Origin of the sequence: Stenotrophomonas testudinis (assembly GCF_024499815.1) — a bacterium.
In the GTDB taxonomy this organism is placed as follows: Bacteria; Pseudomonadota; Gammaproteobacteria; order Xanthomonadales; family Xanthomonadaceae; genus Stenotrophomonas.
On sequence record NZ_JAMOKY010000027.1, the window covers coordinates 21,968 to 45,742 of the forward strand.

Here is a 23,775-nt window from a genome sequence, read left to right on the forward strand (position 1 = left end):
GCAGACGGAGCCCCGGCTCCGGCCACCGGCGGCAACGGCGCGCGTGCTGGACGATGCGCGGACCACGACGACCACAGGGGGTTGCGTTGATCAGCAGTATCGTCATTCATCGCTCGGCTGGCCCAGGCACGGCCGGCGTCCATGTCCTGGACACCACGTTCAAGGACAAGCGTGTCTTTGTGTCATGGGGCCTGCGCGGCGAGGACCTCAGCCGTGAAGCCGAACCGGCCGAAACCGTTGCCGCGCGCCAGGCGCTGCAGCGCGAATCGCGGCAGGTCGAAGGGCCTCGCAGCCTCGAAGTCTTCATTGCCAACCAGGCGGCCACGGCCATCAGCGTGTACCGCATGCTGAGCGAAGCACGCAGCGGCGATGCCGTGTTCTTCCTGTGCGATTCGCCCGCAGTGGTTGAGTGGCTGGTGACCGCGCTGGAGATCCAGGCGGGTTGAAGCGCCCTCTGTAGAGTCGAGCCATGCTCGACTGCTTATGTTAACGGTAGTCGAGCAAGCTCGACTCTACAAAGGGCTTGCCAGCGCGGCATCCACGGCGGCGCGCGCGTGCAGGGTGGTGGTGTCGAACAACGGCACCGGGCTGTCCTGCTCGCGGACCAGCAGCATGATCTCGGTGCAGCCTAGGATGATCGCTTCGGCGCCGCGCGCGACCAGGCGCTGGATCACCTCCACATACACCTGTCGCGAGGCCTCGCTGACTACGCCGGCAACCAGCTCGCGGTAGATGATGTCGTGCACGTGGCGGCGGTCGTCGGCGTCCGGCACCAGCACCTTCAGCCCGAAGCGTTCGCTCAGCCGGCCGCGGTAGAAGTCCTCTTCCATGGTGAACGCCGTGCCGAGCAGGCCGACCGTGTGCACGCCCGTGCGCAGGATGGCCTCGGCGGTGGGATCTGCGATGTGCAGCAGCGGCAGCGGGCAGGCGGCTTCCAGCTGTGGCGCCAGCTTGTGCATGGTGTTGGTGCAGACCACAAGCAGCTCGGCGCCACCCGCCTGCAGCCGGCGGGCGGCATCGATCATCTCCGCGCCCAGCGCGTGCCAGTCGCCGTCGTGCTGCAGCTGCTTGATGCGGGCGAAATCCACCGACCACAGCAGCAGCTGCGCCGAGTGCGCACCGCCCAGCCGCTGGCGGACATCCTCGTTGATGAGGCGGTAGTACTGCGCTGAGCTTTCCCAGCTCATGCCGCCGATCAGTCCCAGGGTCTTCATGCGTGTCTCCGTGCTGGAAGCCGCATTGCAGCACAGACCGGCCCCGCATGCTGGCCGCCTTCTGTAACCGTCGATCGCGCACCGGGCTGTACGTACCGCCGCGCGGCGCCAAGCCGTAAGCTGGCAAGCTTTCCGCGTCGAGAACAGCAATGGCCCTGCAAACCTGGTGGTGGTTCCTCGCCACGGTCTTTGTGCTGTGTGGCACGCCGGGCCCGAACATGCTGCATATCCTCGGCCGCAGCGTCGGCCTGGGCTTCCGCCGCAGCGTGCCGGCCATGGCGGGCTGCCTGCTGGCCATGCTGCTGGTGCTTGCTGCCTCCGCTGCCGGACTGAGCGCGCTGCTGCGTTCCTCGCCGATGCTGTTCGAGGTGCTGCGTTATCTCGGTGTGGCCTACCTGGCCTGGCTGGGCATCAAGGCGTGGCGCGACAGCTGTCGGCCGGCCCCGGCGGCCAGCGCAGGCGAGCCGCTGCTGGAGCCGGTCCACGGTGCAGGGGCGGTCTTCCGCGGTGGTTTGCTGGTGGGCCTGAGCAACCCGAAGCTGCTGCTGTTCGCCGCCGCGTTCCTGCCGCAGTTCGTCGATCCCGCGCGTGCGCAGGGCCTGCAGTACACCGTGCTGGTGGCCACCTTCGCCAGCTGCGAACTGTTCTGGTACGTGATGTATGCCGCCGGCGGCCACGGCCTGCGTCGCTGGCTGGCCAAGCCCTTCGCGCAGCGCTGGTTCGAGCGCCTGGTGGGCAGCGTGTTCCTGGCCTTCGCGGTGGCGCTGCTGCGTTTCCGTCCGCGCTGAAAGTTCACGCCACGCGCGCGGCGTGCTCACGGAGAGGGCATCGGACGCTGCTTAACCTGTTCATACCGTCAGCATTCCCCAGGGGAAAGGATCGATATGATCAAGTGGGCCATCATTTTCGCCGTCATCGGCCTCATCGCCGGCGTGCTCGGCTTCGGCGGCATCGCCGGTGCCGCGGTCGGCATCGCCAAGTTCCTGTTCTGGGCCGGCATCATCATCGCGGTGATCCTGTTCCTGATCGGGATGAGCGTCGCCAAGAAGGTCGCCTGACCCAGCGCCGAAGGCAGCCTCAAGCAGCGCGCTCAGTGCGCGCTGCTTTTCGAGAACAGATTGATCACCAGCACGCCCGCGCAGATCAGGCCGATGCCGATCAGTGCCGGCGTATCCAAGCGCTGCTTGAACACCAGCAGGCCGATGACCGAGATCAGCACGATGCCCACCCCTGACCAGATGGCATAGACGATGCCGGTGGGGATGGATTTCATGGTGAGCGCCAGCAGGTAGAAGCACACGCCGTAGCAGGCCAGCGCGCCCAGCGTGGGAGCGAGGCGGCTCATGCCCTCGGAGGCTTTCAGCAGCGAGGTGGCGATCACCTCCAGCGCGATCGCGGCGGCCAGGCAGGCGTAGGGGTTCATCAAGGCCTCCCGCTCAGCCGGGCGTGCACAGTTTCATCGCCTCGGCCGCCATGGCCAACGCATTGCGGCGCTCTTCCTCGTCCAGCGGCCGGCCATAGGCCGTGGCCCAGTAGCCGTCGGCGGCGCAGCGTGCCGTATACAGGCGCGGGTCGTCCGCTTCGCCGGGGAACTGCGCCAGCATTGCGCGCATCCACTCGCGCCAGCGCACCAGCATCGCCGGTTCCAGCAGGTTGGCCATGGTCAGACCGATGTCGCTGTCGCGGGTCTGCTGCAGCAGATGATCGAAGGTGACTTCAACATAGGCGCGGGTGAAACAGCCGTGGCTGGCAGGCGCCTGCTGCATGTGCGCGCGCAGATCCTGCTCGAAATCATCGAGCATCGCGCCCAGCGTTGCATCCAGCAGCGCCTGCTTGCTGCTGAAGTGGTGGAACAGGGCGCCCTTGCTGACCCCGGCGACGTCAGCGACATCCTGCACCGTCAACGCGGCCAGCCCTTCCTGCCTGATCACGCGGGCAGTGGCGTCCAGCAGGGCCTGGCGCACGAGATCGGGCGCCTTGCGGCGCGCGAGGGCGGGGGATGGGGACATGGGAGAAGGAAACCGACCGGACGGTATGATTGTAGCCCAGCGCTGCCCGGCTCAGTCCAGGTAGACCGACAGCCCTGTGGCGAACTGGAGATCCGGGCTTTCATCGTCCAGGCCCACATCGAATGAAACATCGAGCTGGACGCTGGGCCGCATCCGCCAGCTCAGTCCCGCGCCGGCAATGGACTGGTCGGGGCCATCGCTGGCGTCGAAGAAACCGGCTTCCAGGTAGGTGGACACCGTCGGCGTGGCCTGCAGCGAAATGCTGGGCGCCCAGATGGTGGTGCGTTGGCCGGCACCGCGTTGCTGCTGCGCGAACAGCGCCAGCTGCCATTGATCGTTGAGTGACTGTTCGATGCTGACCGCCAGCGCGTATTGGCGGCCGTCGCTGAAGGCCGCATCGCCGCGCGCCACCACGGCCGAGGCCAGTACTGCCCAGGCGGTGCGGTCATTGCTGCCCGGGCCTGCCCATTTCAGGCCCGCGCTGCTGTCGCTGGCCCCGCGCAGGCGGCTCTGTGCGCCATCCGGCGCGCGCAGGCGCTGGCGGTTCCAAGGGGTGCCGGAGAGCTGCAGTTCCAGGCCGGGCGCCAGTCCGGTGCGCAGCAGGACATCGCCTGACCACGTCGTGCTGCGGACACCCTCGGCGCCGGATTCGCGCAGGTAAGCAGGCAGCCCGAACTCGAGCGCGGCGGCCCCGCGAGGCACCGTGTCGGTGCCAGCGCCAAGGCCGGGCCGGTCAAAGTCGGGAGGACTGGAGGGTGGCTCCGCCCGTGCGGACAGGCAGGCCACGGAAAGGCCGAACAGAACGATGCACTGGCGCATGCTGGCCGACGAGCCCGGGAGGTGTTGCCAAGCATGCGCGGCCGGCGCGTCGGGGCGCCGTGAACGCGGGGCTCAGTCGTCGATGCGGGCGAAACGCGGCTGCGGGCCGTGCTCGCCCGGTACCTGTTCGACGAACATGGCGTACGGGCGCACCCACAGGCCGCCTTCGCCGTACAGGGCGCGGTACAGCACCTGCGGCTGCAGGGTCTCGCTGCTGCGCACGATATCGATTACTTCATACAGACCGCCCTTGAAATGGCGGTAACGACCCGGCTCGAGGCGGGGCAGGGGGCTGAGGTCGGACATGCGGGAAGTTTACTTCCGCGCGGGCGTGGGCGGCAGCGCACACCACGCGTCGATGGCCTCGGCGGTGTTCGCCAGGTCCTGTGCCTGGGCCAGCTCCCACGGTCGCTCGCAGCGTCCGCTGCGCTGGCACCACTGGTAGCCGGCCGAACCGATGCAGCCGTGTGCGTCGCGATCACCGCCGACAACGGGCGCGGGGGTGGCGGGATCGCGGGCAGGCGTCGGCGCGGGCACGGGTTCGGGCTGGGCGCAGCCGCCCATGGCCAGCATCAGCAGCACCGGCAGGAAAGCGGTCTTCATCGGCGTGGCCTCGGGTGCGGGGGCCTCAGTGTCGGCCGCATCCGCCCTGGCGACAAGCGCTCAGCTGATGCTGGCGCGCACCACTTCTTCAAGCAGGACCAGGTAGCTGGCCACGAAGTAGAACTTGAGCAAGGTCGAACGCTGCAGCGGAAGCGAGGTGCGCATGTGGAAGGGGCCCCTGTTAGTGAGCGTAGTGTGAAGCCCTGCTGACTTCGTGACAAGAGTCACGAAAAACTTTCACTAAACCGACTCAGGGATGTGATGGGGGTGGTGTTCTGACGTCCCGATCCGGATTTTTCGTACTAATCCGATAGGAACTCCCCGAGCAGGTGCCTAGGGTGGGCAGCAACCGCGGGCGGCCCTGCAGTTGCCGCGCGCCCCATTGCAAGGAGCCCGTCATGGTCTTTACCGTCAAATGCATTGCCGCCCATTGGTCCATACTGGATCCGGCCGTCGGCGCGACCGAACCCTTCTCCAGCGGCGCCGCCGCCTTCGATGCCGCCGTCGCGCGGGCCAGCGACCACCATCGTCGTACCGGCCAGGACAGCACCGTGCGCGTGGAGGCACTGGGCAGTACGGTGGATGCGGTGCACTTCAATCACTGAAACGCCAGTCCAGCCGGTGAGCGCGGCCTAGGCCGCTTCGCCTTCTGTCAGCGCCCGTTCGATGAGCAGGCACAGCCACGTGACATGGATGCTCTTGCCGTGTACATGTGCGATCTGCCTCGGGAACGCCTTGTCCCGCAACAGCAGCTGCGGCTGCTGCGCGAGCACGAGTATGTGCAGGTCGCGCCGCAGGCTGCAGATACGCCGAAGCAGCGGCACCCCGTCGGTCTGGCCGAGGGTCGGCATGCAGGGATCGATCACGAGCATCCTGCAGTTGGGATCGGCGACCCGCATCAGAACTTCGGAAGGCGAGCGTGCGTCCTGCACGGCGTGAGGGGCCAGGAGGGGCCGGATATGCGCCCCCAGTTCCTGGCGTACCCATGGATTGGCATCGGCGATGATGAGGCTGGGCGGAGTGAGCCTGGACTTAGGCGCAGGCCCTGCTGGCCTGGCGCTTGGGTGAGGCGCGGCATCGGTTTGTTTGAGGAAGTACTGCAGGGGAATGGCCCTCTGTTCAAGGACTGCCGGAGCGTCAGTAGCGGCACTGCTGCGGAATCAGTTGCTGATCCCCGTTTCCAGTGCCGGCATGGCAACGCCACTTGCCGGTATGGCTGTCGCGCAGAAAGCCGATGGTCGGGTTGGGTCCCAGCACCGAATCAGGTTTCAGTACGCACCAGAATTCAGACGCGTTCAGGTAGCGCTGGACGCAGTAATTACTTGTGGATGGTAATCCGATTTCCTCCGGGGTTATGACCCGCTGCACGGTCCCTTCTTCTATGTAAATGAGGTCGAGGCCTCCAGTGCCGATCGAAATCTCCTGCAGTGCGGCAGCCATTTTCGCCTTGGCGGCGAATTTCTGATACTTGGGCAGCGCGATCATGCCAAGTATCGCGAGAATCGCCACGACGACCATCAGTTCAATCAGCGAGAAGCCCTGCTGTCGCCCGCCCGCTGCGCGGCGTGCCCCGGCGCGGGGTATGGTTCTGTTCAAGAGGATGCTCTCCTGTAGGCGTATCGATCCCTGCGGGCAGGAGCACGCAGCTCCTGCCCACCGGGCATCTGCTGATCAGGCGCGACATGCCTCGGGCAACAGGTTCTGGTCGTCCACATCGCTGTTGCAGGTCCACGTTCCATCTGGGGAACGGACCAGGTTCAGCGAGCTGCCGCCGTAAGCCTCGTCAGGCTTCAGGTTGCATACCAGGTTGCCGGTGCCGTCGCCGGCCAGCGACGCGTCGAACGAGGCGCAGCGCGATCCCGAATACGGCAGGCCGACCATTGCAGGACTGATTGTGCTCAAATCGGCGCCCTCAGCCAGCAGCGTTTCCATGCCTACCTTTCCGGGTGTCACCTCTGCCAGCGCCGCGCCGAGCTTGGCCTTTGCTGCAAACTTCTGGTATTGCGGCAACGCAATCATCGCCAGGATGCCGATGATGGCCACTACCACCATCAGCTCGATGAGCGAAAAGCCCTTCTGTCGGGAGTTGTGTGGCGGCATAAACTTTGCGCGTGCAGGTTTGGTATTCATCATGAGATCCTCCTTGGGGTTATCCATTGAATGGGTGGCTGTGGAATGAATGTTCCAGAGCGTGCCAATAGATAATCACCGGTGCGTTCGGATCGATATTCAAAAACTGGTAAAAGTGCCGTTCATGCCGGGTTTTGCGATTATTCGGATGATTGCGTGCTGCATGCCGCGGGCAGCAGTTACGGGTCACTGACATCGGCCAGTCGCTGCCACGCACCGTGCGGGCTGCGTAGCAGCGCCAAGGTGCCGTGCATGCGAGCGGCGGGGTGTAGTTCGCAGGAGGTGTGCGCAGAAGGCCGCGCTAACCGGTAATCCATGCTGCGGCAACGACAGCACCACCCAGGGACGTGCCCGCGGCGGCTGCATGTAGCTGACCGATGGTGCGCAAGCTTGCCGCATGGTGCAGCTTCACGTGCTGGAAATGCTGCAGGATTGTGTCCACAGGCCGGGGCCGCTCTCCCCAGCGGCCCCGGCGTTCCCATCCCCGTCCCTCTACGTCGTAGGCTGGGCGTTACAGCGCCAGCGAGCTTTCCACGTCCAGCACCATACGGCGGGCGAGGGCGAGGTTGGCTTTCTGCCGGTCCAACACGACGTAGAAGAACAGGCCCTTCTTGGCCGAGACCGGGCGCAGCACGTGGTAGGCGCGGCCCAACGTGATGAGGATGTCCTCGATGCTGTCGTTGAGGTTCAGCGCTTCGGCCGTCTTCATCTTTGCGCGGAGCACCTCGGTGTTGCCGGCTGCGGCCAGTTCCATGTCCACGCCCGAACCGGCTTCACCGAGCAGCATGCCACTGTCGTAGTCGACCAGTGCGACGGCTTGGGCGCCGTTGATCTGCATGAGGGTGTCCAGGCATTTTTTGATGGCGATATTCATTTCAGTCGTCCGTTGCGGGTGTTTGGAAGTAAAGAGTCGTTTGAACAGTGAGAGAGACATTCATCGGTACGTGTTGTCGGCCAGCGTGCGTACGCATTGCTTGGCATGCCAAAGCGCATTGCCGATGACGCAGCTGTGATCGCAGGCCGTCATCAGCAGGCGCTGCTGTGCGCCGGGAATGGCCAGCATCAGCACTTTGCCGCCGGCCGCATCGAGGATCAGCGTGTCCAGCTTGCCAAAGCGCAGCTCGTGGCCGAGCGCGCCTGCCAGGCCCAGCATCGAGCTGGTCATCGCCGCCAGCCGGTCGGCAACGCTGCCTTTCGGGCCGGCCTGTGCCAACGCGAAGCCATCGGCGCTGGCGACGACGATGGCCTGTATGCCGGAGACGTCGCGCGCCAGTGTTTTCAGTGCCGACGTGGTGCAGGCAGTGTCATTCATGTGCGGCCGCCATGGCGTTGCATTCGATCTGGCTCATCAGCAGGTCCATGGCGGTGATCGCCTGTTTCATGTCACGCGGGTCCAATGGCAGCGCGGGCAGGTGCGGCGCGTGCTCGCCCAGCCAGGCCTGCCAGTGCGGCAGCAGCGGGTCGTCGGTGCGGCCACATTTGGTGATGCCGATGACCACCGGCAGCGTGGGTGCGGTGTCGGCGATCGCCTTCAGGTGCTGGCCGGCGAGTGTGGTGTCCACGTCGGTGCTGCCATCGACCAGCACGATGGCGCCTTCGGCACCGGCCAGCAGGATCGGCCAGATGTAGGAGAACCGTTCCTGGCCTGGCGAGCCGTACAGGCGCAGGCGGTCACCGCCGGGCAGGTCGATGTCGCCGTAATCCATCGCGACGGTTGTGTATTCCTTGCCCACGGTGGGGTCGGTGTTGCGGGCCTCGGTCACCACGGCTTTTCCGTGGGTGAGGGTCTGCACCAGGGTGGATTTTCCGGCGCCAAGAGGCCCCATTACTACGATCTTGTGCTCACGCACGGTCATGCACTCCAGCGGATACGAAGTTGGCGCCACAGCTTGACGAGTCCGTCAGTGGGCGAGGGACGGGCGGGCAGGTCCTCGCCCATGACCGGAAAGGCGTAGGCGGTGAGGAAAGCGGCATTGAAAAACGACTGCACTTGGCGCGGCGGCAGATCCAGGATCTCGCAGCAGGCCTGCACCGACGCTCCCTGCTTGATCAGCAGCGCGCACAGGCGGAAGTGATCGTGACGGTGGGCGAGGATGCGGAAATCAGGCCAGCGGCGCAGGCGCAGCTTCACATCCATGGTCAGCGGCTGCATCGGTCGGTCCAGCCGTGTGGCGGCCAGGCCGACATTCCACAGCGTCGGGCGCAGCGGCAGATTGCTGGACACCGTCGCGCGCTGCATGAACATTTCGTGCGTCACCGGGGCCAGGCGCAATGGCGGGTGCTCGTCTGCCAGCAGTTTATGCAGCAGCGCCAGTGCGATGGGGGCGGGTGCGGTGGTCATCATCCGGTCGTCCTTCGCGTCCAGCCAGCAGACGATGGCGTCGTCGTGGATGACAGCGGCATGGGCCGGTCTGCGTGCTGCCGAAGTGTCACCCGCCAGGAACACGCGCATCTGCTGCACGAACGGCAGCGCAGCGCTGGGCAGCGTGGCCTGCGTGATCGGTGTCCACGAGGAGAGCGACGATGCGGATGGCGCCCTGGAATCCTCGAACGAGGTGCGGCGGAATCGGACCATGGATGTGGCGCGGTGAATGATCGGGGGGCCTATATGACCGGATTGGTGGATCCTGATCCATGAAACTTTTGGGAAAGTTGAATGCCATTCCGATGTATTTTTCAGGGTATGCAAATAATTGAATTCTCAAGAGCTCTTAAGATTTTGAGGATTGTTGAAAAATCCCCGTTGTTAAGTTGACGGCGGCCTTGATGATTATTTAGTTTGGTGGTCGCGCTCTGCGGCGTTTTCAGTTGGGAATATCAAGCATGCTTACTCGAATCGCCATTGCGGACGATCACCCGATCGTGCTGCTGGGTACGCGCGTGGTGATCGAGGCTGGCGATCGGCACCGTGTAGTGGCGGAGGCACACTGCGCCGAACAGCTGCTCTCGATCCTGGCCAGCGAGCCTGTTGATCTGGTCATAACCGATTTTTCGATGCCCGGCAGCAACCGCTCAGATGGGCAGGCGATGCTGCAGGCACTGCGTCGCAATCACCCCGATGTCCCGGTGATCCTGTCCACGATGATCACCAATGCCACCTCGCTGCAGATGGCACTGCGTGCCGGGGTGCGCGGGTTGGCACACAAGGCCAGCGGCGTGGGCAGTGTGCGTGACGCGGTAGATACCGTGCTTGCCGGGCGTCTCTATCTCGACCCCGCACTGGCGTCGTGTCTGCTGGAGACCGGGCGCGAGCGATCACTGTCGGTCTTGTCGCCCAAGGAACTGGAAGTGCTGCGCCTCTACGTATCCGGTCCATCGATCACGGAGATCGCCGCGCAGCTGCGGCGGACGGTCAGTACCATCAGCCGGCAGCGGCTCTCGGCGATGAAGAAGCTTGGGTTCAACAACGATGCCGAGCTGTTTGCCTTTGCGTTCGAGCAGAAACTTGGCACGCCGCTTGGCGCGGGCCTTGCCGATTCCTGACGGCGGCGCCGGTGCTGGTCAGGCGCGGTTGAGCTGCTTGAACGAATGGGTAACCGTGCCGGTAGCCCCTCTGTGCGGCGGGCGCGGAATCTTGGATGCTTGCCCCCATCGTATTCATCGGGAGATGGGGAATGGGCAAGGGATTCAACTGGCGCAGCGTGATGTGCGTCGTGCTGCCGATGCTGGCATCTGCCGGTGCTGCACAGGCTCAGAGCTATGGCTACGACGACCGCTACGACAACCGTGGCAGTGGCATCGTGCGCTGCGAGTCGGTCAAGAACCGCAGCAACGAATGCCGCTTGGACGGGCGCGCGCGCCTGATCCGCCAGTTGTCCGGCTCGCCCTGCGTGGAGGGCCGCACCTGGGGCCAGTCGCGCGGTGGTGTGTGGGTGACCCAAGGCTGCCGCGCCGAGTTCGTGGGTGAATCCCGCGGCGGCGGCTGGGGCCATGGCGGCGGTTGGGGCGGCAACGGTGGCCAGGTGATCGCCTGCCATTCCAACGACCGCCGGCAGAAGTATTGCGACGCGCGCATCCGCCGCGACGTGCGCCTGGTCAAGCAGGATTCGCGCAGCCCCTGCGTGGAAGGCCGCACCTGGGGCTGGGACCGCCGGGGTGTGTGGGTCAGTGATGGCTGCCGGGCCCAGTTCCAGATCAACTGATCGGACGACGTTGGCGTTTTCGTCATTCAGATTCAGATTAATCTGATGGCGATCACAGTTCATTCCTCGTATCGTCGGCAGCCGGGGGCAGTGCGCCTCCCGGTGTGCCCACCGTCATCGATACGCTGTTCAAGGAGTGAGCAACGCATGTTGATCCGTCTGCAATGTGAGCAGCGCCAGTGGCGCGTGCTGCACCCGGACAAGCCGGAGCCGATCGAGTTCCGCGACGGTGTCCGCGCCTTCGATTTCGCCGAAACCCTCGCGCGCCTGCACTTCACCGACACCGGGCAGCGTGCCGCGGTGCGCGTGGAAGCCAGTGGCGCGTATGTCGAGGCGGTCAGCTACGGCTGAGCGTCGAAGTTGGGGCCGGATCCCTTTCCGCAGGAAAGGGCTCTGACCCCTCATCCACGGATGGCGTGGATCTACTCAGCTCGCCGCGCTCAGTGGCGGCGTACCGCTGGCCAGCTTCGGCCAGCGCTTCAGCACTGCGGCGCGGATGCCGGTAGCATCGATGCCGGCTTCGGCCAGCAGGTCCTCGCGGCTGGCGTGGTGCTGGAAGCTGTCGGGGAGGCCCAGGTGCAGGATCGGGCGCAGCACCTCTTCGGCATTCAGCAGCTCGGCCACGGCCGAACCGGCGCCGCCGGCCACGACGTTGTCCTCGATCGTCACCAGGCCGTCGTGGCTGTTGGCCATGGCCAGCACCAGCTCCCGGTCCAGCGGCTTGATGAAGCGCATGTTGACCACGCTCAGGCCCAGCTCACGGCCGACCTGTTCGGCGGCGGCCACGCTGCTGCCGAAGGCCAGCAGTGCGATGCGGCTGCCCTGCACGCGCAGTTCGCCCTTGCCGATCGGCAGGGTCGACAGGTCGCTGCCGGCATCCACACCGGTGCCGGTGCCACGCGGATAGCGCACGGCGGCCGGGCCCGGGTGCTGCAGGCCGGTGCTGAGCATCTGCCGGCATTCGGCTTCGTTGGACGGCGCCATCACCACCATGTTCGGCACGCAGCGCAGGAAGCTCAGGTCCAGATTGCCGGCATGGGTCGCACCGTCCGGGCCGACCACGCCGGCACGGTCGATCGCAAACAGCACGTCCAGATCCTGGATCGCCACGTCGTGCACCAGCTGGTCATAGGCGCGCTGCAGGAAGGTCGAGTAGATCGCCACCACCGGCTTGCCGCCCTGGGTGGCCATGCCGGCGGCCAGGGTGACCGCATGCTGTTCGGCAATGGCCACATCGAAATAGCGCTGCGGGTATTCCCTGCTGAAGCGCACCAGGCCCGAGCCTTCGCGCATTGCCGGGGTGATGCCGTACAGGCGCGGCTCGGCGGCGGCGGCATCGCACAGCCAGTCGCTGAACACATCGGTATAGGTCGGCTTCTTCGCGCCGGCCTTGGCCACCAGGCCCTTGTCCGGATCGAACGGGCCCACGGCGTGGTAGCCGATCTGGTCACCCTCGGCCGGCTCGTAGCCCTTGCCCTTGGTGGTCATCACGTGCAGCAGCTTGGGGCCCTTGGAGGCGCGCAGCGTCTTCAGCGTGGACAGCAGGGCGGGCATGTCGTGGCCATCGATGGGGCCGGTGTAGTGGAAGCCCATTTCCTCGAACATGGTGGACGGCACGAACATGCCCTTCCAGTGTTCTTCCCAGCGTTTGACGAAGCGCGCGGGGTTGTTTTTCTTGTCGCCGAGAATCTTCTTGCCGCCCTCGCGCAGCGCATTGAGCGTGCGGCTGCCGGTGGCGCGGCCGAGCATCTTGGTCAGCCCGCCGACGGCCTCGGAGATCGACATGTTGTTGTCGTTGAGGATCACCAGCAGGTTCGGTTCCGGGTCCATGCCGCCGGCATGCATCAGCGCCTCGAAGGCCATGCCAGCGGTCATCGCGCCGTCGCCGATGACGGCCACGACCTTGCGGTCATCGCCCTGCGACTGGCGCGCGATGGCCATGCCCAGCGCCGCCGAGATCGAGGTGGAGGAGTGGCCGACCCCGAAGGTGTCGTACTCGCTTTCCTCGCGCTTGGGGAACGGCGCCACGCCGTCTTTCTGCTTGACGGTGTGGATCTCGTCGCGGCGGCCGGTGAGGATCTTGTGCGGGTACGTCTGGTGGCCGACGTCCCAGACCAGCTGGTCGTGCGGGGTCTGGTACAGGTAGTGCAGGGCCACGGTGAGTTCGATCACGCCCAGGCCGGCGGCGAAATGGCCACCGCTCTTGCCCACCGATTCGATCAGGTAGGCGCGCAGTTCATCGGCGACCGCGCGCATTTCGGATTCGTCGAACGTACGCAGGTCATCGGGCGTCTGGATGCGCGCGAGGCGGGGATAGCGGGCAGAGTCGATCATCGTGTTCGCACTTGTTCTGAACGCCCATTTTCGCCCTCAATCGGGGGTGGGGCAAGCAAACGCCGCCGTCCGTGACAGGACGGTGAGGGTTGCCGGTGCCGATGTTCAGGTGCTGAGCTTGGATCGCTTGGGCAGCTGCGCCTTCAGGAAGGCCATCTGGTCGGCCAGGATGTTGCGGTTGGAGAGGATCAGGTGCTCGATCCAGCTGGGCCGGTAGGGGATGGCCAGCAGGGGCATGTTGGCCTGCTGCGGGGTGCGGTTGCTCTTGCGCGAGTTGCACTGGAAGCAGGCGGTGACCACGTTTTCCCAGCAGTCCAGGCCACCCTTGGACAGCGGCATGACGTGGTCGCGGGTCAGGGTGGGACGGTTGAACTGCTGGCCGCAGTACAGGCACAGGTGGGCGTCGCGGGCGAACAGGGCCGGGTTGGTCAGGTTCGGCGTGGGGTCCGGGGCGCGCGAGCGGGCGTGGCCGCGGGCGGCGATGATCGGATGCAGGTCCATGCCGCTCTGCAGGCCGCTGAGCCGGTTGGTGCCGCCGTGGATGTGCAGGCACGGGTCGCCCAGTGTCCAGGACACCGCATTGCGGGCGTAGAGACAGGCGGCATCCTGCCAGGTGATCCAATCCAGGACGCGTCCGTGGGCATCAAGCGAGAGCAGGCGGACGGTGCCGGGGCGATGCAGCGGGCTGGCATTGGGCGATGACGCGGCGCCCGGAGCAGAAATTGAGGCTCCGGCTTCGATCAGACCCAAGCGTGTAGTGTCTGTCTCCATCGGGAAAACAGCTTATACCCGAATCATTGCGATTTGGATATCGCTTGGTGGGCGATATCCAAATCGCAATGATTCGGGTCCGCGCATTCTTCCTATCCCCCGCGCCGTTGGCGCGCCCCCCTTAACAAAGGGGGGCTCTCCTCCAGATACATCGCGGGGGCTCTGACCCCTTGGGCTCAGGCGCCGAAGCGCTCGTCGTCCATCGCCATCAGTGGGGCGGCGCCGGCCTGCATGGCGGCGGCGTGAGCCAGGGTGCGCGGCAACACGCGGGCGAAGTAGAAGCGGGCGGTTTCGCGCTTGCCCTGGGCGAAGTCGGCGCCGTGCGCGCTGGCGTCGGCGGCGGCCACGCTGCGCGCCCACCAGTAGGCCAGCACCACGTAACCCGAATAGAACAGGTAGTCGTAGCTGGCTGCGCCCAGTTCGTCCGGGTTGCCGGCGGCGCGCTTGAGCACGTCCATCGTCAGGCTGCCCCACTCGGCGGCTTTGGCCTGCAGCGGGCCGATGAACTCGGCCAGTGCCTCGTTGCCTTCGTGTTCCTTCGCGAACGCTTCGATTTCGGCCAGCATCAGCTTCAGGCCGGCGCCCTGGCTGGAGGCGGTCTTGCGGCCGATCAGGTCCAGCGCCTGGATGCCGGTGGTGCCTTCATACAGCGTGGTGATGCGCGCATCGCGGGCCAGCTGCTCCATGCCGTGCTCGCGGATGTAGCCGTGGCCACCGAAACACTGCAGGGCGTTGTAGGTGTTCTCGATGCCCCATTCGGTCTGGCAGGCCTTGGAGATCGGGGTGAGGAAGCTGACCAGGGTGTCGGCGCGCTCACGCTCGGCGGCATCGTCGGCGCTGTGCGCAACATCGATGAGCGTGGCGGCGTGCAGGGCCAGCAGGCGGCTGCCTTCGACCAGCGACTTGATGGTGAGCAGCATGCGCCGCACGTCCGGGTGCACCAGGATCGGGTCGGCGGCCTTCTCCGGGAACTTAGCGCCGCTGAGCGCGCGCGACTGCAGGCGCTCACGGCTGTACTTCAGCGCGTTCTGGTAGGCGCGTTCGGACAGGCCGATGCCCTGCAGGCCGACGCCCAGGCGTGCGGTGTTCATCATGGTGAACATCGCCTGCAGGCCCTTGTGCGGCTGGCCGACCAGGTAGCCCTGCGCACCGTCGAAGTTCATCACGCAGGTGACCGAGCCCTTGATGCCCATCTTGTGCTCGATCGAGCCGCAGCGCAGTGCATTGCGCTCGCCGACGTTGCCGTCGCGGTCGACCTTGAACTTGGGGGTGACGAACAGTGAGATGCCCTTGGCACCCGGAGGGGCGTCGGGCAGCTTGGCCAGCACCAGGTGCACGATGTTCTCGGTCAGGTCGTGCTCGCCGGCGGTGATGAAGATCTTGGTGCCGGTGATCGAGTAGCTGCCATCGGCATTCGGCTCGGCCTTGGTCTTCAGCAGGCCCAGGTCGGTGCCGCAATGCGGTTCGGTCAGGCACATGGTGCCGGTCCAGCGACCCTCGATCAGCGGCTTGAGGAAGGCGTCGTGCTGCCAGGCTTCGCCGTGCTGCTTCAGTGCTTCGATGGCGCCGTGGGAGAGCAGCGGGAAGTTGCCCCACGCCAGGTTGGCGGCGTTGATCATCTCGTTGAGCGGCACGCCCAGGGTGTGCGGCAAGCCCTGGCCGCCCAGTTCCGGTGCGGCGGTCAGGCCGGTCCAGCCGCCATCGACGAACTGGTCGTAGGCCTGCTTGAAGCCGGGCGGAGTAGTCACTTCACCGGTGGCCTGGTCGAGCACGCAGCCGATCTCGTCGCCCACGCTGTTGAGCGGAGCCAGCACGCTGGCGCTGAAACGGCCGGCTTCTTCCAGCACGGCATCGACAACGTCGGCGGTGGCGTCGGTGAAACCCAGGCGGGCGAACAGCGGTTCGACCTTGAGCACGTCGTGCAGGGCGAAACGGAGGTCGGAAAGCGGGGCGGTGTAGCTGCTCATCGGTGACGTCTCGATCAGGACAAAAGGGCGCGGCAGGCAATGCCGCGGCGAAAGGGGAATCTCAGCGCAGCACGCCGGGCAGGCCCGGGGCCTGGTTGAGGGTGCTGCGGCCGCTGATGTCGAAGCTGCGCTGCTTCTTTTCCTGCGGGGTGGCGGCCACCGTGCCCTTCAGGCCATAGGCCAGGGTGCGGTTGCCGGCCAGGGCGTCGGCCACGACCAGGCGCGCGCCGGAGCTGGGCACCAGGTTGATGTTGATGACGTCGGCCGAGGTGCCGCCGATGGAAATGGCCGGCTTGGCCTGCAGGGTGCCCGCTTCGGTGTCGCCGACGGTCAGGGTCAGCGAGACATCGTCGAAGGTCATGGGCATCGAGCTGTAGTTCTGCAGGCGCAGGGCCACGGTCCAGTTGCCGTCGGCGCCCACGGTGAGCTGCTGCAGGCTGGCCGCCGGTTCCGAAACACGCTTGACGATGCCATCGCTGCAAGCAGCCAGGGTCAGGGTGCACAGGACGATCAAGGCGAAACGGAAACGGTGGAGCATGGGCGCAGGTCCTTTATAGGGGGTGCGTGGGATAAGCATACTACGGCGTATGGTGGAATGGATCGCCGGCGGCGACCCGCCGCAGAGGGTAGCGCGTGAACATGAACGCAGGCGCGCGCTGAGCGCCGCCCATGGCGGCATTCAGTCGGCCGGCGTGGGCGCGGGATCGCGCAGCGGGGCCATCATCTTCAGCGGCGCAAGGTCGTAGCCCATCGCTTCGGCCTTGGCCTTGAGCTGCTCGAACAGGCTGCGGTCCATGTCCGGCAGGCGCGAGAGGATCCACAGGTACCTGCGGTCGGGTTCGCCGACCACGGCCCACTGGTACTCCGGGTCCAGGGCGATCACCCAGTAGTCGGCCCAGACCAGCGGCACCCAGCTCAGCCAGTCCGGAGCGAAGCGCACCTGCAGCTGGCCGGGCTGGCCTTCCACCGGGCGTGCCACGCCATCGGCGACCACCCGTTCGCCCTCGCGGTTGCGGCAAGCATTGGTGACGCTGATGCGGCCATCGCGGCGCAGCCCGTAGTTCGCGGTGATCTCGCCCACGCACTGTTTCTGGAACGATACCGGCAGGTGCGCGATTTCGTGCCATTGGCCGGCATAGCGGTCGATGTCCAGGGCCTCGACGGCGCGCACGGGTTCGGCAGCTAAGGCCGGCGCGGCGGCCAGCAGCAGGCAGGTCAGCAGGGCAGGGCGCAGGCGCATCGGCATGGGCGGGCTCCGGGCGAGAGCTTCGAGCGTAGGCGAGTGGCGGTGGTGGGGTGTGAATGCCGCGAGTGGGCAAAAAAAAAGACCTGCATTTCTGCAGGTCTTCAAACTGGTGGCCGAGGACGGAATCGAACCGCCGACACGGGGATTTTCAATCCCCTGCTCTACCAACTGAGCTACTCGGCCAGTTTGGCAGGCCAACCGCGCGGACGCAGTGGCCGGAAAAAAAAGACCTGCATTTCTGCAGGCCTTCGAAAGTGGTGGCCGAGGACGGAATCGAACCGCCGACACGGGGATTTTCAATCCCCTGCTCTACCAACTGAGCTACTCGGCCACTTGTTTCGTTGCAGCGAGGTCGCTGCCGAGGACGCGCATGTTACGGAGGTAGACCGCATTCGGCAAGCGTTTTGGCAAAAAACCTTCACATTGCCGTCTGCGCGCGCGCAAGTGCTTGATCCTGCGTGCGCGGCGGAATGCGCGCGGCTGGTTGGCGGGGATGCAGGTAGCGCGGGGGCATGCCCCGCGAGCGTGCTCTGCGACGGAAATCAGCGGTGCGCCGATATCGGCAAAGTCGCAGCGGCAGGGGCTGTGTCGGGCTGCGTGTGCGGCGGCCGGTGGAACGCTGTTTCCGTCGCCGCCCAAGGCCGGCGCGGAGGCGTACCGTCGGCTCTCCCTTTCGATGCTGCACGCAGCAGAGACCCTTGCCATGTCCGATACCCCGATCAACACCACGCGCATCGTCCTGGCCTCACGCCCGCAGGGAGCGCCGACCGACGCCAGTTTCCGCCTGGAACAGGCCCCGCTGCCGGCACTGCAGCCAGGCGAGGTGCTGCTGCGCAACCGCTACCTGTCGCTGGACCCGTACATGCGCGGACGCATGGACGATGGCCCGTCCTATGCTGCGCCGGTAGCGCTGGGCGCGGTGATGGAAGGGCAGACCGTGTCTGAGGTGCTGCAGTCCACCGTGGCCGATGTTGCCGTGGGTGACCATGTGCTGGCACCGGGTGGCTGGCAGACCCATGCGGTGCTGCCGGCCGCCGCGCTGGGGCGCCGCCTCGACGTGGCCGGATTGCCGCTGAGCACGGCGTTGGGCGTGTTCGGCATGCCTGGCTTCACCGCGTATTCCAGTCTGCATGAAATTGCCCGCTTGAAGCCGGGCGAGACGCTGGTGGTGGCGGCGGCGAGCGGGCCGGTCGGCGCCACCGTTGCCCAGCTGGCGCGCCTGCAGGGCGCGCGCGTGGTGGCGATTGCCGGGGGCGCTGCCAAGCAGGCTTACCTGCACACGCTGGGCGTGGACGTGGCGCTGGATCATCGCGCGCCGGACTTCGCCTCGCAGCTGCGCGACGCAGTGCCGGATGGCATCGACGTCTACTTCGAGAACGTCGGCGGCCATGTATTGGAGGCGGTGCTGCCTCTGCTCAACGATTTCGCGCGTATTCCGGTGTGCGGCACCATCGCCACCTACAACGCACGCGGTGTCGAGCAACCGGGTCCGGACCGGTTGCCAGCCCTGTTCAGCCAGATCCTGCGCCAGCGGTTGACCGTGCGCGGGTTCATCGTGCATGACTTCAAGCACCTGTGGCCGGAGTTCGAGCGCGAGATGGCGCAGTGGCTGCGCGAAGGGCGCATCCGGTACCGAGAGGACGTGGTGGAAGGATTGCAGCGTGCCCCGGAAGCATTCTTCGGCCTGCTGCAGGGGCGCAACTTCGGCAAGCTGGTGGTGAAGCTTGATTGAGCCTGTCAAGGCGATTCGGCCGGGCAGGGCGGTGCGCTAGCGGTAGGACAACCCACTGCTGGCCATGAAGCCCTTCGGGTCGAACACCGCCCAGGCCTCGCCCCACTCGAAACGGGCGCGGCCGGCGTTGAGCGGGCGTCCGAGCGCTTTGGCCAGGGCGCGGCGCATGAACGCGACTTCGGCATCGATGGCGGCCTCGGTAGGCCAGCCGTCTTCCATCGGCGCGCCGGGCAGCTGCACGCCGATGGACAGCATCGACAGCGCCTGCCCGTGGAAGCACAGGGCGACTGCCGCCGGCACGCCCTGCAGCTGCAGGCCGCGCAGGTGCAGCCACTGGTAGCCGTTGCCGAGGTCGCGGCTGTCCTGCAGCAGCACGGCAAAACCCGCGCGGGCCTGCGCCAGCGTGAGCGTTGGGCCGATCCTCAGCGGCAGCTCACCCAGGCCGATGCTGCCGTCGGCGGCATCGAAATCAAGCGCCCGCGGTGCGCTGCCGGGCGCACTCACGGGGCGAAACGCACCTGGCGTGGATCGCTGACGCTGATCTGCGTCTGGTAGTAGTACTTGCCGCTGGGCTGGCCGCTGGCGTTGATGAAGTCGATGCGGACCCGGCGCGCGGTACCGCCCACCAGCAGGCGGCGATTCTGCAGGTAGTCCAGCTTCAGGCCCAGTGCTTCTTCCAGTGCGGGGCGCAGCGCGGCATCCATGCTGAGGGTGATGTTCAGCGGGTGCCGGTAGTCGCGTTCGCTGTTGAGGTAGATGCGGCCACCTTCGCTGCCGACGGCTTGCACGGACAAGGCGAAGGTGCCGGAAATGCCGCGCGCTGGATCGTCCTGCGCGGCACGCACGGCTTCGTAGTTGCCGATGTAGCCGGGCACCGGCGGCGCGGCGGCCAGGCGGTGGGCGCAGCCGGTTGTCAGCAGCAGCGGGACCAGCAGTGAGGCCAGCAGGGCGGGGCGATTCATGGCGCTTCCTTGTGCGTCGGTGGCTGTGCCGATTGTGGCCGGGCGTCGGTTGCAGCCACAAGCGCGCTGTCCAATCGGCCCGTTGATGGGGCATGCTGGGCGCCTACCGCATCGACCAGGGAAGGACATGCCAAGGACCGCGGAAGTTCATGCCATCGATTGGGGCACGCTGCAGTGTGCCTATGGCGACGCCTCTGAAGCGGGTGCACTGCTGGCCGAGCTGATGGACCCGCAGCACCAGCAGGACTGGAACGACATCTGGTCGCATCTGTGCCACCAGGGCACGGTCTACCCGGCCAGCCACGCCGCGCTGCCGGTGCTGCTCTCGATCGCACGGCAGACCGGGCGCAGCGACGGCGATGATGCGTTGCTGCTGGCTGGCGCCATCGTTGCCGGCTCGGACGTGGGCGATCCCGGGCTGGTGCCGCATGGCGATGTCATCCAGGCGCTGCGCAGCAAGGTGCAGAAACGCCTGCGGGGCAGTGGCCGGGAGGCGGTGCCACTGTCCGAGGATGGACATGGCGAGCGTGGCTGGCTGCGCCAGGCCTGGCTTGGGCTGAGCGGTGAAAAAGCCTGGTCGCAGCACCTGGACCGGCTTGCCGAGGGCGAGATCGTGGGTGAGTGCGTGGCCTGTTCGCCCGATCTGTACTGCACGCTGGATATTGAAGCGCCGTATGTCTGCCATGAGGACCCGGTGTCCGGTGCCCCGTCGGCGACGTCTGCGCTGCTGCCCGGTGAACCGGTTGGCGTGGCCGAGCAGTGGCTGATGCAGCAGGTGCGCGGCGATGGTGATATCCGCGCCGAGCAGCTGCTGGAACTGGCCTTCGGTCATTCCGAATGCAGTGCCTGTGGACATCCGTTTGCGGTGCGCGAGTGCGTGCAGGCCTGAGCCGCAGGCGTCCTGCACGCGGCGCTCGCGGCGGCCTGACCATCGCATCACCGGCGCGCGTCTAGCGTGCGTTGACCGGGTCGGCCTGTTGCCGGCCGGAGAGCCCCCATGAACGACAAGCAGAATCCCAACCAGCAGCAGGCCCGCGAAGGTGCCGAGGAAAGCCGCCAGGACCGCCGTCAGGACGAGGTGGCGAAGCAGCGGCCTGGCCAGCGGGACCAGCAGGTGCATGACGCGCATTCGCGGCGGCCGCAGCGCAAGGATGGGAGCCAGGAGCCGGGTTGAGGGCGGCGACGGCTGCGGCTGCCCGGGCGTTCAGTCCTGCAGCGTGAACCCGGCAGGCGCGCGCGGCACAGGTACGGCCGGGCAGTGGTACATGTCCATGTAGACCGCGGTGGTGGTCTCGCCGCAGTGCACGTCGTAACGGTCGATGACGTGGTAGTCGGGCGTGCCTTCGGCCAGCGGCGCGAAGGTCATCATCGCCTCGAACTGATGTTCGCGGACGACACGGTCGCTGGACGGTGGATTGCGGCTGCCGACGTTGCCGCCACGCTCGAAACGCGGGCGCGTCTGATCGCTGCAGACCAGCTGTTCGAGATAGGCCCGCTGGCCATCAGGCTGGCATACCTTGATCGGGCTTTCCTTGCGCAGGCCCCACTGTGCGCTGTCTTCCGGCGCGCCATCGTCGGCAAGTGCAGGGGCGGCGGGAACGGCCAGCGCGACCAGTGCGACCAGCGCCAGCAGGGCAGTGACTGCATGCATCCGTGCATCCTCGGTCGGTGTCGAGATGATGATCCTAGCGCAGGGGCGTGGGATGGGTGACCGCCACCGCGACGGCGGCCCAAAGAAAAAGCCCGCGGATCGCTGGGATCTACGGGCTTCTCTGAATAGTGGTGGAGCCAAGGAGGATCGAACTCCTGACCTCGTCATTGCGAACGACGCGCTCTCCCAGCTGAGCTATGGCCCCACGGCGGGGCTAGTGTAGCGCTGCGGACACCCCTTGCCAAGTGCAGGGCAAGATGACTTCCGCCACTGCGGGCATGCCGCCACAACTGCCAGCATGGGCCATTCATCGCCATGGGAAGGAATCCGTATGCGCCGCTGCCTGTTCGCGTTGCTGCTCTCGCTGTGCCCGGTGACACATGCGGCGGAGCTTGGGTCGCCTCTGGTGTCCGTTGATGAACGCATCGAACTGGCTGCGGTCGTGGCTCGCCTGGCCGGCTTCGAGGAGTTCCAAGGCGAGGGTGTTGCGTCCTACGATGCGGCTGTAGCGGCTTATTTCCTGCCCTTCGCCGCGCACCCTGCGGTTCTTCGTTTGCGCCAGTACAGGCACGAACGCAACATCGGCTACGGCGATACAGTTGCCTTGGCGGTACTGGCTGCCGATGCGGAGTGGACGCCGGCTGTCCCCGTCAGTGACTGGCTGCCCGTTGCTTCCACCCATTGGGATGAGGTCTCCGCCACTCGGATGATGCGCGACCTGGCCGCGTTCGCAGAAGCAAGCCGGGCGACAGCTTTCTTTGCATCGCAACGGGGCGAACTGCAGCAGATGGCCGCGGGACTGCAAACTGCGCTGGGTGATGGCGTCGACGTGTCCTGGTTCAGCGCGCTGGAAGGCATGGCACACGTCGTACGGCTGCATATCATCGTGGCCCCGTTGCATGGCCGTGGGAACTACGGACCTCGTGTCGTCCGTGCCGATGGCAGCATGGACGCCTGGGCGGTTATCGGGGTCGGGCAGGCACCGGACGCGGCACATGTGCAGTGGAATGCAGAAGCCGTGCAGCGCCTGCTCGTGCACGAGACAGCGCATGCGTGGGCAAATCCCTGGGTGGACCGTAATGCGGCAGCCCTGCGAACGTCGGGCGAGCGGAGGGTGATTCCGGGTGTCTATGGCCAATGGAGACCGGTGCTGTATGAAACGGTGGCGCGCGCGCTGACGATCCGCTATTTCCTGGATCACGCGCGTCCCGACGCCGCGCGACGCGCGATGGAAGAGGACGTGCAGCGCGGGTTTGAATGGACGGCTGCGCTGGCCGAACGATGGGCAGGCATGCACGCGCCGCTGCACGAACATGCGAGCGTGGCTGTGCTGAGGCAGGTGCTGGCCGCGCCGCGGATGCCGCCAGCCTGGCAGGCGTGGAGGCTCCAGTACTGGCCCGCCAGGGGCGCTACTGGGGTCGCGCCCGGACAGGCCGAGCTGCGCCTGCAGTTTGATCGCCCGATGCGCAGTGCGATTGGCGTGTTCGGGGAAAAACTGCCTGATTTCCTTGGACCTCCTCAGTGGAGCCCGGACGGTCGGGCGCTGGTGATGCCGGTAAGGATGGCTGCCGGCCGCGAGTATGAAATCCTGCTCAATGATCCCGACGTGCCTGGCGGCTTTCGCAGTGCACAGGGCGAGCGCCTGCCACCGCTGCGGTGGCAGTGGCGCACGGCGGCGCAGGCCGGGCCGGAGACTGGGTCGGAACGGCCATGATGGACGGCGCTGCCGCAAGGGCGGTCAGGCCGCAGGCGCTCAGCCGTGACAGACTTTGTTTCCTCACCTGATGGAAGAGCAGCGCATGACCGACTACCACCCGCTGGATTGCGACCTGCACGATGTGCTGGAAATCGCCTGCCTGCACCACGCCCTGCTGCAGGTCGAACTGCGCGATGGCAGCCGCTTCGTTGCGCGTGCGCGGACCACGATCAGCACTGCGGACAAGGAGGAATTCCTGCTGCTGGATACGGACGATGGCGAGCGACGCATCCGCCTGGACCAGCTGCATGCGGTGGCGACTTTGGGCGCCGATGGGCAGCCGGGTGCACGCACGCTGCTGGGGCCCGGACCGGCCAACGCGGCGCAGGAATAGGGGGCACGGCCCACTTTGCCGCAGCGGGCGGCAACCTGACTGCGACGGGGTGCGCAACGAAATCGTAACAATTCGGGCGATAATGAACGCTTGCGCAGCGTCTCC

33 protein-coding genes and 3 tRNA genes are annotated in these 23,775 nt (G+C 66.3%); 12 read left to right on the forward strand and 24 right to left on the reverse strand.

The genetic code is table 11. The features are described 5' to 3' along the window. Positions 1–53 precede the first annotated feature (53 nt). Entirely contained in the window at positions 54–446 is a 393-nt protein-coding gene (locus NQ204_RS14105) for a hypothetical protein (RefSeq protein ID WP_343238518.1), read from the forward strand. A 66-nt stretch (positions 447–512) separates the two neighbouring features. Here NQ204_RS14105 and NQ204_RS14110 read toward each other — a convergent pair whose 3' ends face one another. After that, positions 513–1,214, reverse strand: coding sequence for an aspartate/glutamate racemase family protein (locus NQ204_RS14110; RefSeq protein ID WP_256644203.1), 702 nt, complete (start codon positions 1,212–1,214; stop codon positions 513–515). A 149-nt stretch (positions 1,215–1,363) separates the two neighbouring features. Between NQ204_RS14110 and NQ204_RS14115 the strand changes: the two genes are divergently transcribed. Both NQ204_RS14115 and NQ204_RS14120 read left to right on the forward strand, forming a co-directional pair. Further along, the gene (locus tag NQ204_RS14115) at positions 1,364–2,002 is read left to right on the forward strand and encodes a LysE family translocator (RefSeq protein ID WP_200751935.1); all 639 of its coding nucleotides are present in this window, start codon (positions 1,364–1,366) and stop codon (positions 2,000–2,002) included. 96 nt (positions 2,003–2,098) lie between these two features. Beyond that, positions 2,099–2,272 (forward strand): DUF1328 domain-containing protein, encoded by a 174-nt coding sequence (locus NQ204_RS14120; protein ID WP_116863212.1) that lies wholly within the window; start codon positions 2,099–2,101, stop codon positions 2,270–2,272. A gap of 32 nt (positions 2,273–2,304) precedes the next feature. Here the strand turns inward: NQ204_RS14120 and NQ204_RS14125 are convergent, their stop codons facing one another. From NQ204_RS14125 to NQ204_RS14145, 5 genes are all read right to left on the reverse strand, one after another. Next, complete coding sequence (locus tag NQ204_RS14125; RefSeq protein ID WP_116863211.1) at positions 2,305–2,637, reverse strand: SMR family transporter; 333 nt, start codon at positions 2,635–2,637, stop codon at positions 2,305–2,307. A gap of 13 nt (positions 2,638–2,650) precedes the next feature. Then, positions 2,651–3,223: a TetR/AcrR family transcriptional regulator gene (locus tag NQ204_RS14130; RefSeq protein ID WP_116863210.1), complete on the reverse strand. Its 573-nt coding sequence runs from the start codon at positions 3,221–3,223 to the stop codon at positions 2,651–2,653. A gap of 51 nt (positions 3,224–3,274) precedes the next feature. After that, complete coding sequence (locus tag NQ204_RS14135) at positions 3,275–4,042, reverse strand: transporter (RefSeq protein ID WP_256644204.1); 768 nt, start codon at positions 4,040–4,042, stop codon at positions 3,275–3,277. Positions 4,043–4,114: 72 nt separating this feature from the next. Beyond that, a complete protein-coding gene (locus NQ204_RS14140) occupies positions 4,115–4,348 on the reverse strand; it encodes a DUF1653 domain-containing protein (RefSeq protein WP_079222578.1) in 234 nt (77 codons plus the stop codon). A 9-nt stretch (positions 4,349–4,357) separates the two neighbouring features. After that, entirely contained in the window at positions 4,358–4,645 is a 288-nt protein-coding gene (locus tag NQ204_RS14145; protein WP_256644205.1) for a hypothetical protein, read from the reverse strand. A 398-nt stretch (positions 4,646–5,043) separates the two neighbouring features. Here NQ204_RS14145 and NQ204_RS14150 point away from each other — a divergent pair, with 398 nt between their 5' ends. Further along, complete coding sequence (locus NQ204_RS14150; RefSeq protein ID WP_256644206.1) at positions 5,044–5,250, forward strand: hypothetical protein; 207 nt, start codon at positions 5,044–5,046, stop codon at positions 5,248–5,250. Positions 5,251–5,277: 27 nt separating this feature from the next. Here the strand turns inward: NQ204_RS14150 and NQ204_RS14155 are convergent, their stop codons facing one another. The 7 genes from NQ204_RS14155 to NQ204_RS14195 form a co-directional block, all read right to left on the reverse strand. Next, positions 5,278–5,544 (reverse strand): hypothetical protein, encoded by a 267-nt coding sequence (locus NQ204_RS14155; RefSeq protein ID WP_256644207.1) that lies wholly within the window; start codon positions 5,542–5,544, stop codon positions 5,278–5,280. Positions 5,545–5,782: 238 nt separating this feature from the next. Then, a complete protein-coding gene (locus tag NQ204_RS14160; protein WP_305888417.1) occupies positions 5,783–6,241 on the reverse strand; it encodes a prepilin-type N-terminal cleavage/methylation domain-containing protein in 459 nt (152 codons plus the stop codon). Between the two features lie 75 nt (positions 6,242–6,316). Further along, positions 6,317–6,775: a pilin gene (locus NQ204_RS14170; protein WP_116863233.1), complete on the reverse strand. Its 459-nt coding sequence runs from the start codon at positions 6,773–6,775 to the stop codon at positions 6,317–6,319. A 511-nt stretch (positions 6,776–7,286) separates the two neighbouring features. Beyond that, positions 7,287–7,649, reverse strand: a complete 363-nt coding sequence (locus NQ204_RS14180; RefSeq protein ID WP_116863205.1) for a hypothetical protein — start codon at positions 7,647–7,649, stop codon at positions 7,287–7,289. 60 nt (positions 7,650–7,709) lie between these two features. Beyond that, a complete protein-coding gene (locus tag NQ204_RS14185; RefSeq protein WP_256644208.1) occupies positions 7,710–8,087 on the reverse strand; it encodes a roadblock/LC7 domain-containing protein in 378 nt (125 codons plus the stop codon). Continuing rightward, entirely contained in the window at positions 8,080–8,631 is a 552-nt protein-coding gene (locus NQ204_RS14190) for a GTP-binding protein (RefSeq protein ID WP_256644209.1), read from the reverse strand. Before NQ204_RS14190 ends, NQ204_RS14185 begins: the two co-directional genes overlap by 8 nt. Continuing rightward, the gene (locus NQ204_RS14195; RefSeq protein ID WP_243402671.1) at positions 8,628–9,227 is read right to left on the reverse strand and encodes a hypothetical protein; all 600 of its coding nucleotides are present in this window, start codon (positions 9,225–9,227) and stop codon (positions 8,628–8,630) included. The genes NQ204_RS14190 and NQ204_RS14195 overlap by 4 nt, the downstream gene beginning before the upstream one ends. A 371-nt stretch (positions 9,228–9,598) precedes the next feature. Here NQ204_RS14195 and NQ204_RS14200 point away from each other — a divergent pair, with 371 nt between their 5' ends. The 3 genes from NQ204_RS14200 to NQ204_RS14210 all read left to right on the forward strand — a co-directional run bounded on the left by NQ204_RS14200 (position 9,599) and on the right by NQ204_RS14210 (position 11,268). Next, on the forward strand, positions 9,599–10,258 hold the full coding sequence (locus NQ204_RS14200) for a response regulator (RefSeq protein WP_116863203.1): 660 nt from the start codon (positions 9,599–9,601) through the stop codon (positions 10,256–10,258). Positions 10,259–10,389: 131 nt separating this feature from the next. Continuing rightward, on the forward strand, positions 10,390–10,917 hold the full coding sequence (locus NQ204_RS14205; RefSeq protein ID WP_116863202.1) for a DUF3011 domain-containing protein: 528 nt from the start codon (positions 10,390–10,392) through the stop codon (positions 10,915–10,917). Positions 10,918–11,064: 147 nt separating this feature from the next. After that, positions 11,065–11,268 carry a hypothetical protein gene (locus tag NQ204_RS14210; RefSeq protein ID WP_116863201.1) on the forward strand — a complete coding sequence of 68 codons (204 nt, stop codon included), beginning with the start codon at positions 11,065–11,067 and terminating at the stop codon, positions 11,266–11,268. A gap of 75 nt (positions 11,269–11,343) precedes the next feature. On the opposite strand, the gene dxs is transcribed toward NQ204_RS14210, so the two are convergent. The 7 genes from dxs to NQ204_RS14245 all read right to left on the reverse strand — a co-directional run bounded on the left by dxs (position 11,344) and on the right by NQ204_RS14245 (position 17,566). Then, on the reverse strand, positions 11,344–13,251 hold the full coding sequence (gene dxs, locus NQ204_RS14215) for a 1-deoxy-D-xylulose-5-phosphate synthase (RefSeq protein ID WP_116863200.1): 1,908 nt from the start codon (positions 13,249–13,251) through the stop codon (positions 11,344–11,346). A gap of 105 nt (positions 13,252–13,356) precedes the next feature. Further along, entirely contained in the window at positions 13,357–14,022 is a 666-nt protein-coding gene (locus NQ204_RS14220; protein WP_079222565.1) for an HNH endonuclease, read from the reverse strand. A gap of 176 nt (positions 14,023–14,198) precedes the next feature. Then, complete coding sequence (locus tag NQ204_RS14225; protein WP_116863049.1) at positions 14,199–15,989, reverse strand: acyl-CoA dehydrogenase C-terminal domain-containing protein; 1,791 nt, start codon at positions 15,987–15,989, stop codon at positions 14,199–14,201. A gap of 61 nt (positions 15,990–16,050) precedes the next feature. Further along, a complete protein-coding gene (locus NQ204_RS14230; RefSeq protein WP_116863050.1) occupies positions 16,051–16,527 on the reverse strand; it encodes an LEA/WHy family protein in 477 nt (158 codons plus the stop codon). A 141-nt stretch (positions 16,528–16,668) separates the two neighbouring features. After that, positions 16,669–17,235, reverse strand: coding sequence for a lipocalin family protein (locus tag NQ204_RS14235; RefSeq protein WP_116863051.1), 567 nt, complete (start codon positions 17,233–17,235; stop codon positions 16,669–16,671). 107 nt (positions 17,236–17,342) lie between these two features. Further along, positions 17,343–17,418, reverse strand: a tRNA-Phe gene (locus NQ204_RS14240). A 72-nt stretch (positions 17,419–17,490) separates the two neighbouring features. After that, positions 17,491–17,566: transfer RNA gene (locus tag NQ204_RS14245), tRNA-Phe, on the reverse strand. Between the two features lie 372 nt (positions 17,567–17,938). Between NQ204_RS14245 and NQ204_RS14250 the strand changes: the two genes are divergently transcribed. Then, positions 17,939–18,967 carry an NADP-dependent oxidoreductase gene (locus NQ204_RS14250; protein ID WP_116863052.1) on the forward strand — a complete coding sequence of 343 codons (1,029 nt, stop codon included), beginning with the start codon at positions 17,939–17,941 and terminating at the stop codon, positions 18,965–18,967. A 36-nt stretch (positions 18,968–19,003) separates the two neighbouring features. Here NQ204_RS14250 and NQ204_RS14255 read toward each other — a convergent pair whose 3' ends face one another. Together NQ204_RS14255 and NQ204_RS14260 are read right to left on the reverse strand one after the other, a co-directional pair. Next, a complete protein-coding gene (locus NQ204_RS14255; RefSeq protein WP_256644210.1) occupies positions 19,004–19,471 on the reverse strand; it encodes a hypothetical protein in 468 nt (155 codons plus the stop codon). Next, positions 19,468–19,929 carry a hypothetical protein gene (locus NQ204_RS14260; protein ID WP_116863054.1) on the reverse strand — a complete coding sequence of 154 codons (462 nt, stop codon included), beginning with the start codon at positions 19,927–19,929 and terminating at the stop codon, positions 19,468–19,470. Before NQ204_RS14260 ends, NQ204_RS14255 begins: the two co-directional genes overlap by 4 nt. Before the next feature lie 127 nt (positions 19,930–20,056). Between NQ204_RS14260 and NQ204_RS14265 the strand changes: the two genes are divergently transcribed. Then, positions 20,057–20,818, forward strand: coding sequence for a hypothetical protein (locus NQ204_RS14265; protein WP_256644211.1), 762 nt, complete (start codon positions 20,057–20,059; stop codon positions 20,816–20,818). A gap of 108 nt (positions 20,819–20,926) precedes the next feature. Continuing rightward, the gene (locus tag NQ204_RS14270) at positions 20,927–21,103 is read left to right on the forward strand and encodes a hypothetical protein (protein ID WP_165835676.1); all 177 of its coding nucleotides are present in this window, start codon (positions 20,927–20,929) and stop codon (positions 21,101–21,103) included. 30 nt (positions 21,104–21,133) lie between these two features. Here the strand turns inward: NQ204_RS14270 and NQ204_RS14275 are convergent, their stop codons facing one another. Together NQ204_RS14275 and NQ204_RS14280 are read right to left on the reverse strand one after the other, a co-directional pair. Next, complete coding sequence (locus NQ204_RS14275) at positions 21,134–21,580, reverse strand: hypothetical protein (RefSeq protein ID WP_116863056.1); 447 nt, start codon at positions 21,578–21,580, stop codon at positions 21,134–21,136. A gap of 129 nt (positions 21,581–21,709) precedes the next feature. Further along, positions 21,710–21,785 (reverse strand) — tRNA-Ala (locus tag NQ204_RS14280). 126 nt (positions 21,786–21,911) lie between these two features. On the opposite strand from NQ204_RS14280, the gene NQ204_RS14285 reads away from it, so the two are divergent. Next, positions 21,912–23,294: a DUF4932 domain-containing protein gene (locus NQ204_RS14285; protein ID WP_165835677.1), complete on the forward strand. Its 1,383-nt coding sequence runs from the start codon at positions 21,912–21,914 to the stop codon at positions 23,292–23,294. An 85-nt stretch (positions 23,295–23,379) separates the two neighbouring features. Beyond that, on the forward strand, positions 23,380–23,670 hold the full coding sequence (locus tag NQ204_RS14290; protein WP_116863066.1) for a Rho-binding antiterminator: 291 nt from the start codon (positions 23,380–23,382) through the stop codon (positions 23,668–23,670). The last annotated feature ends 105 nt before the right edge of the window (positions 23,671–23,775 follow it).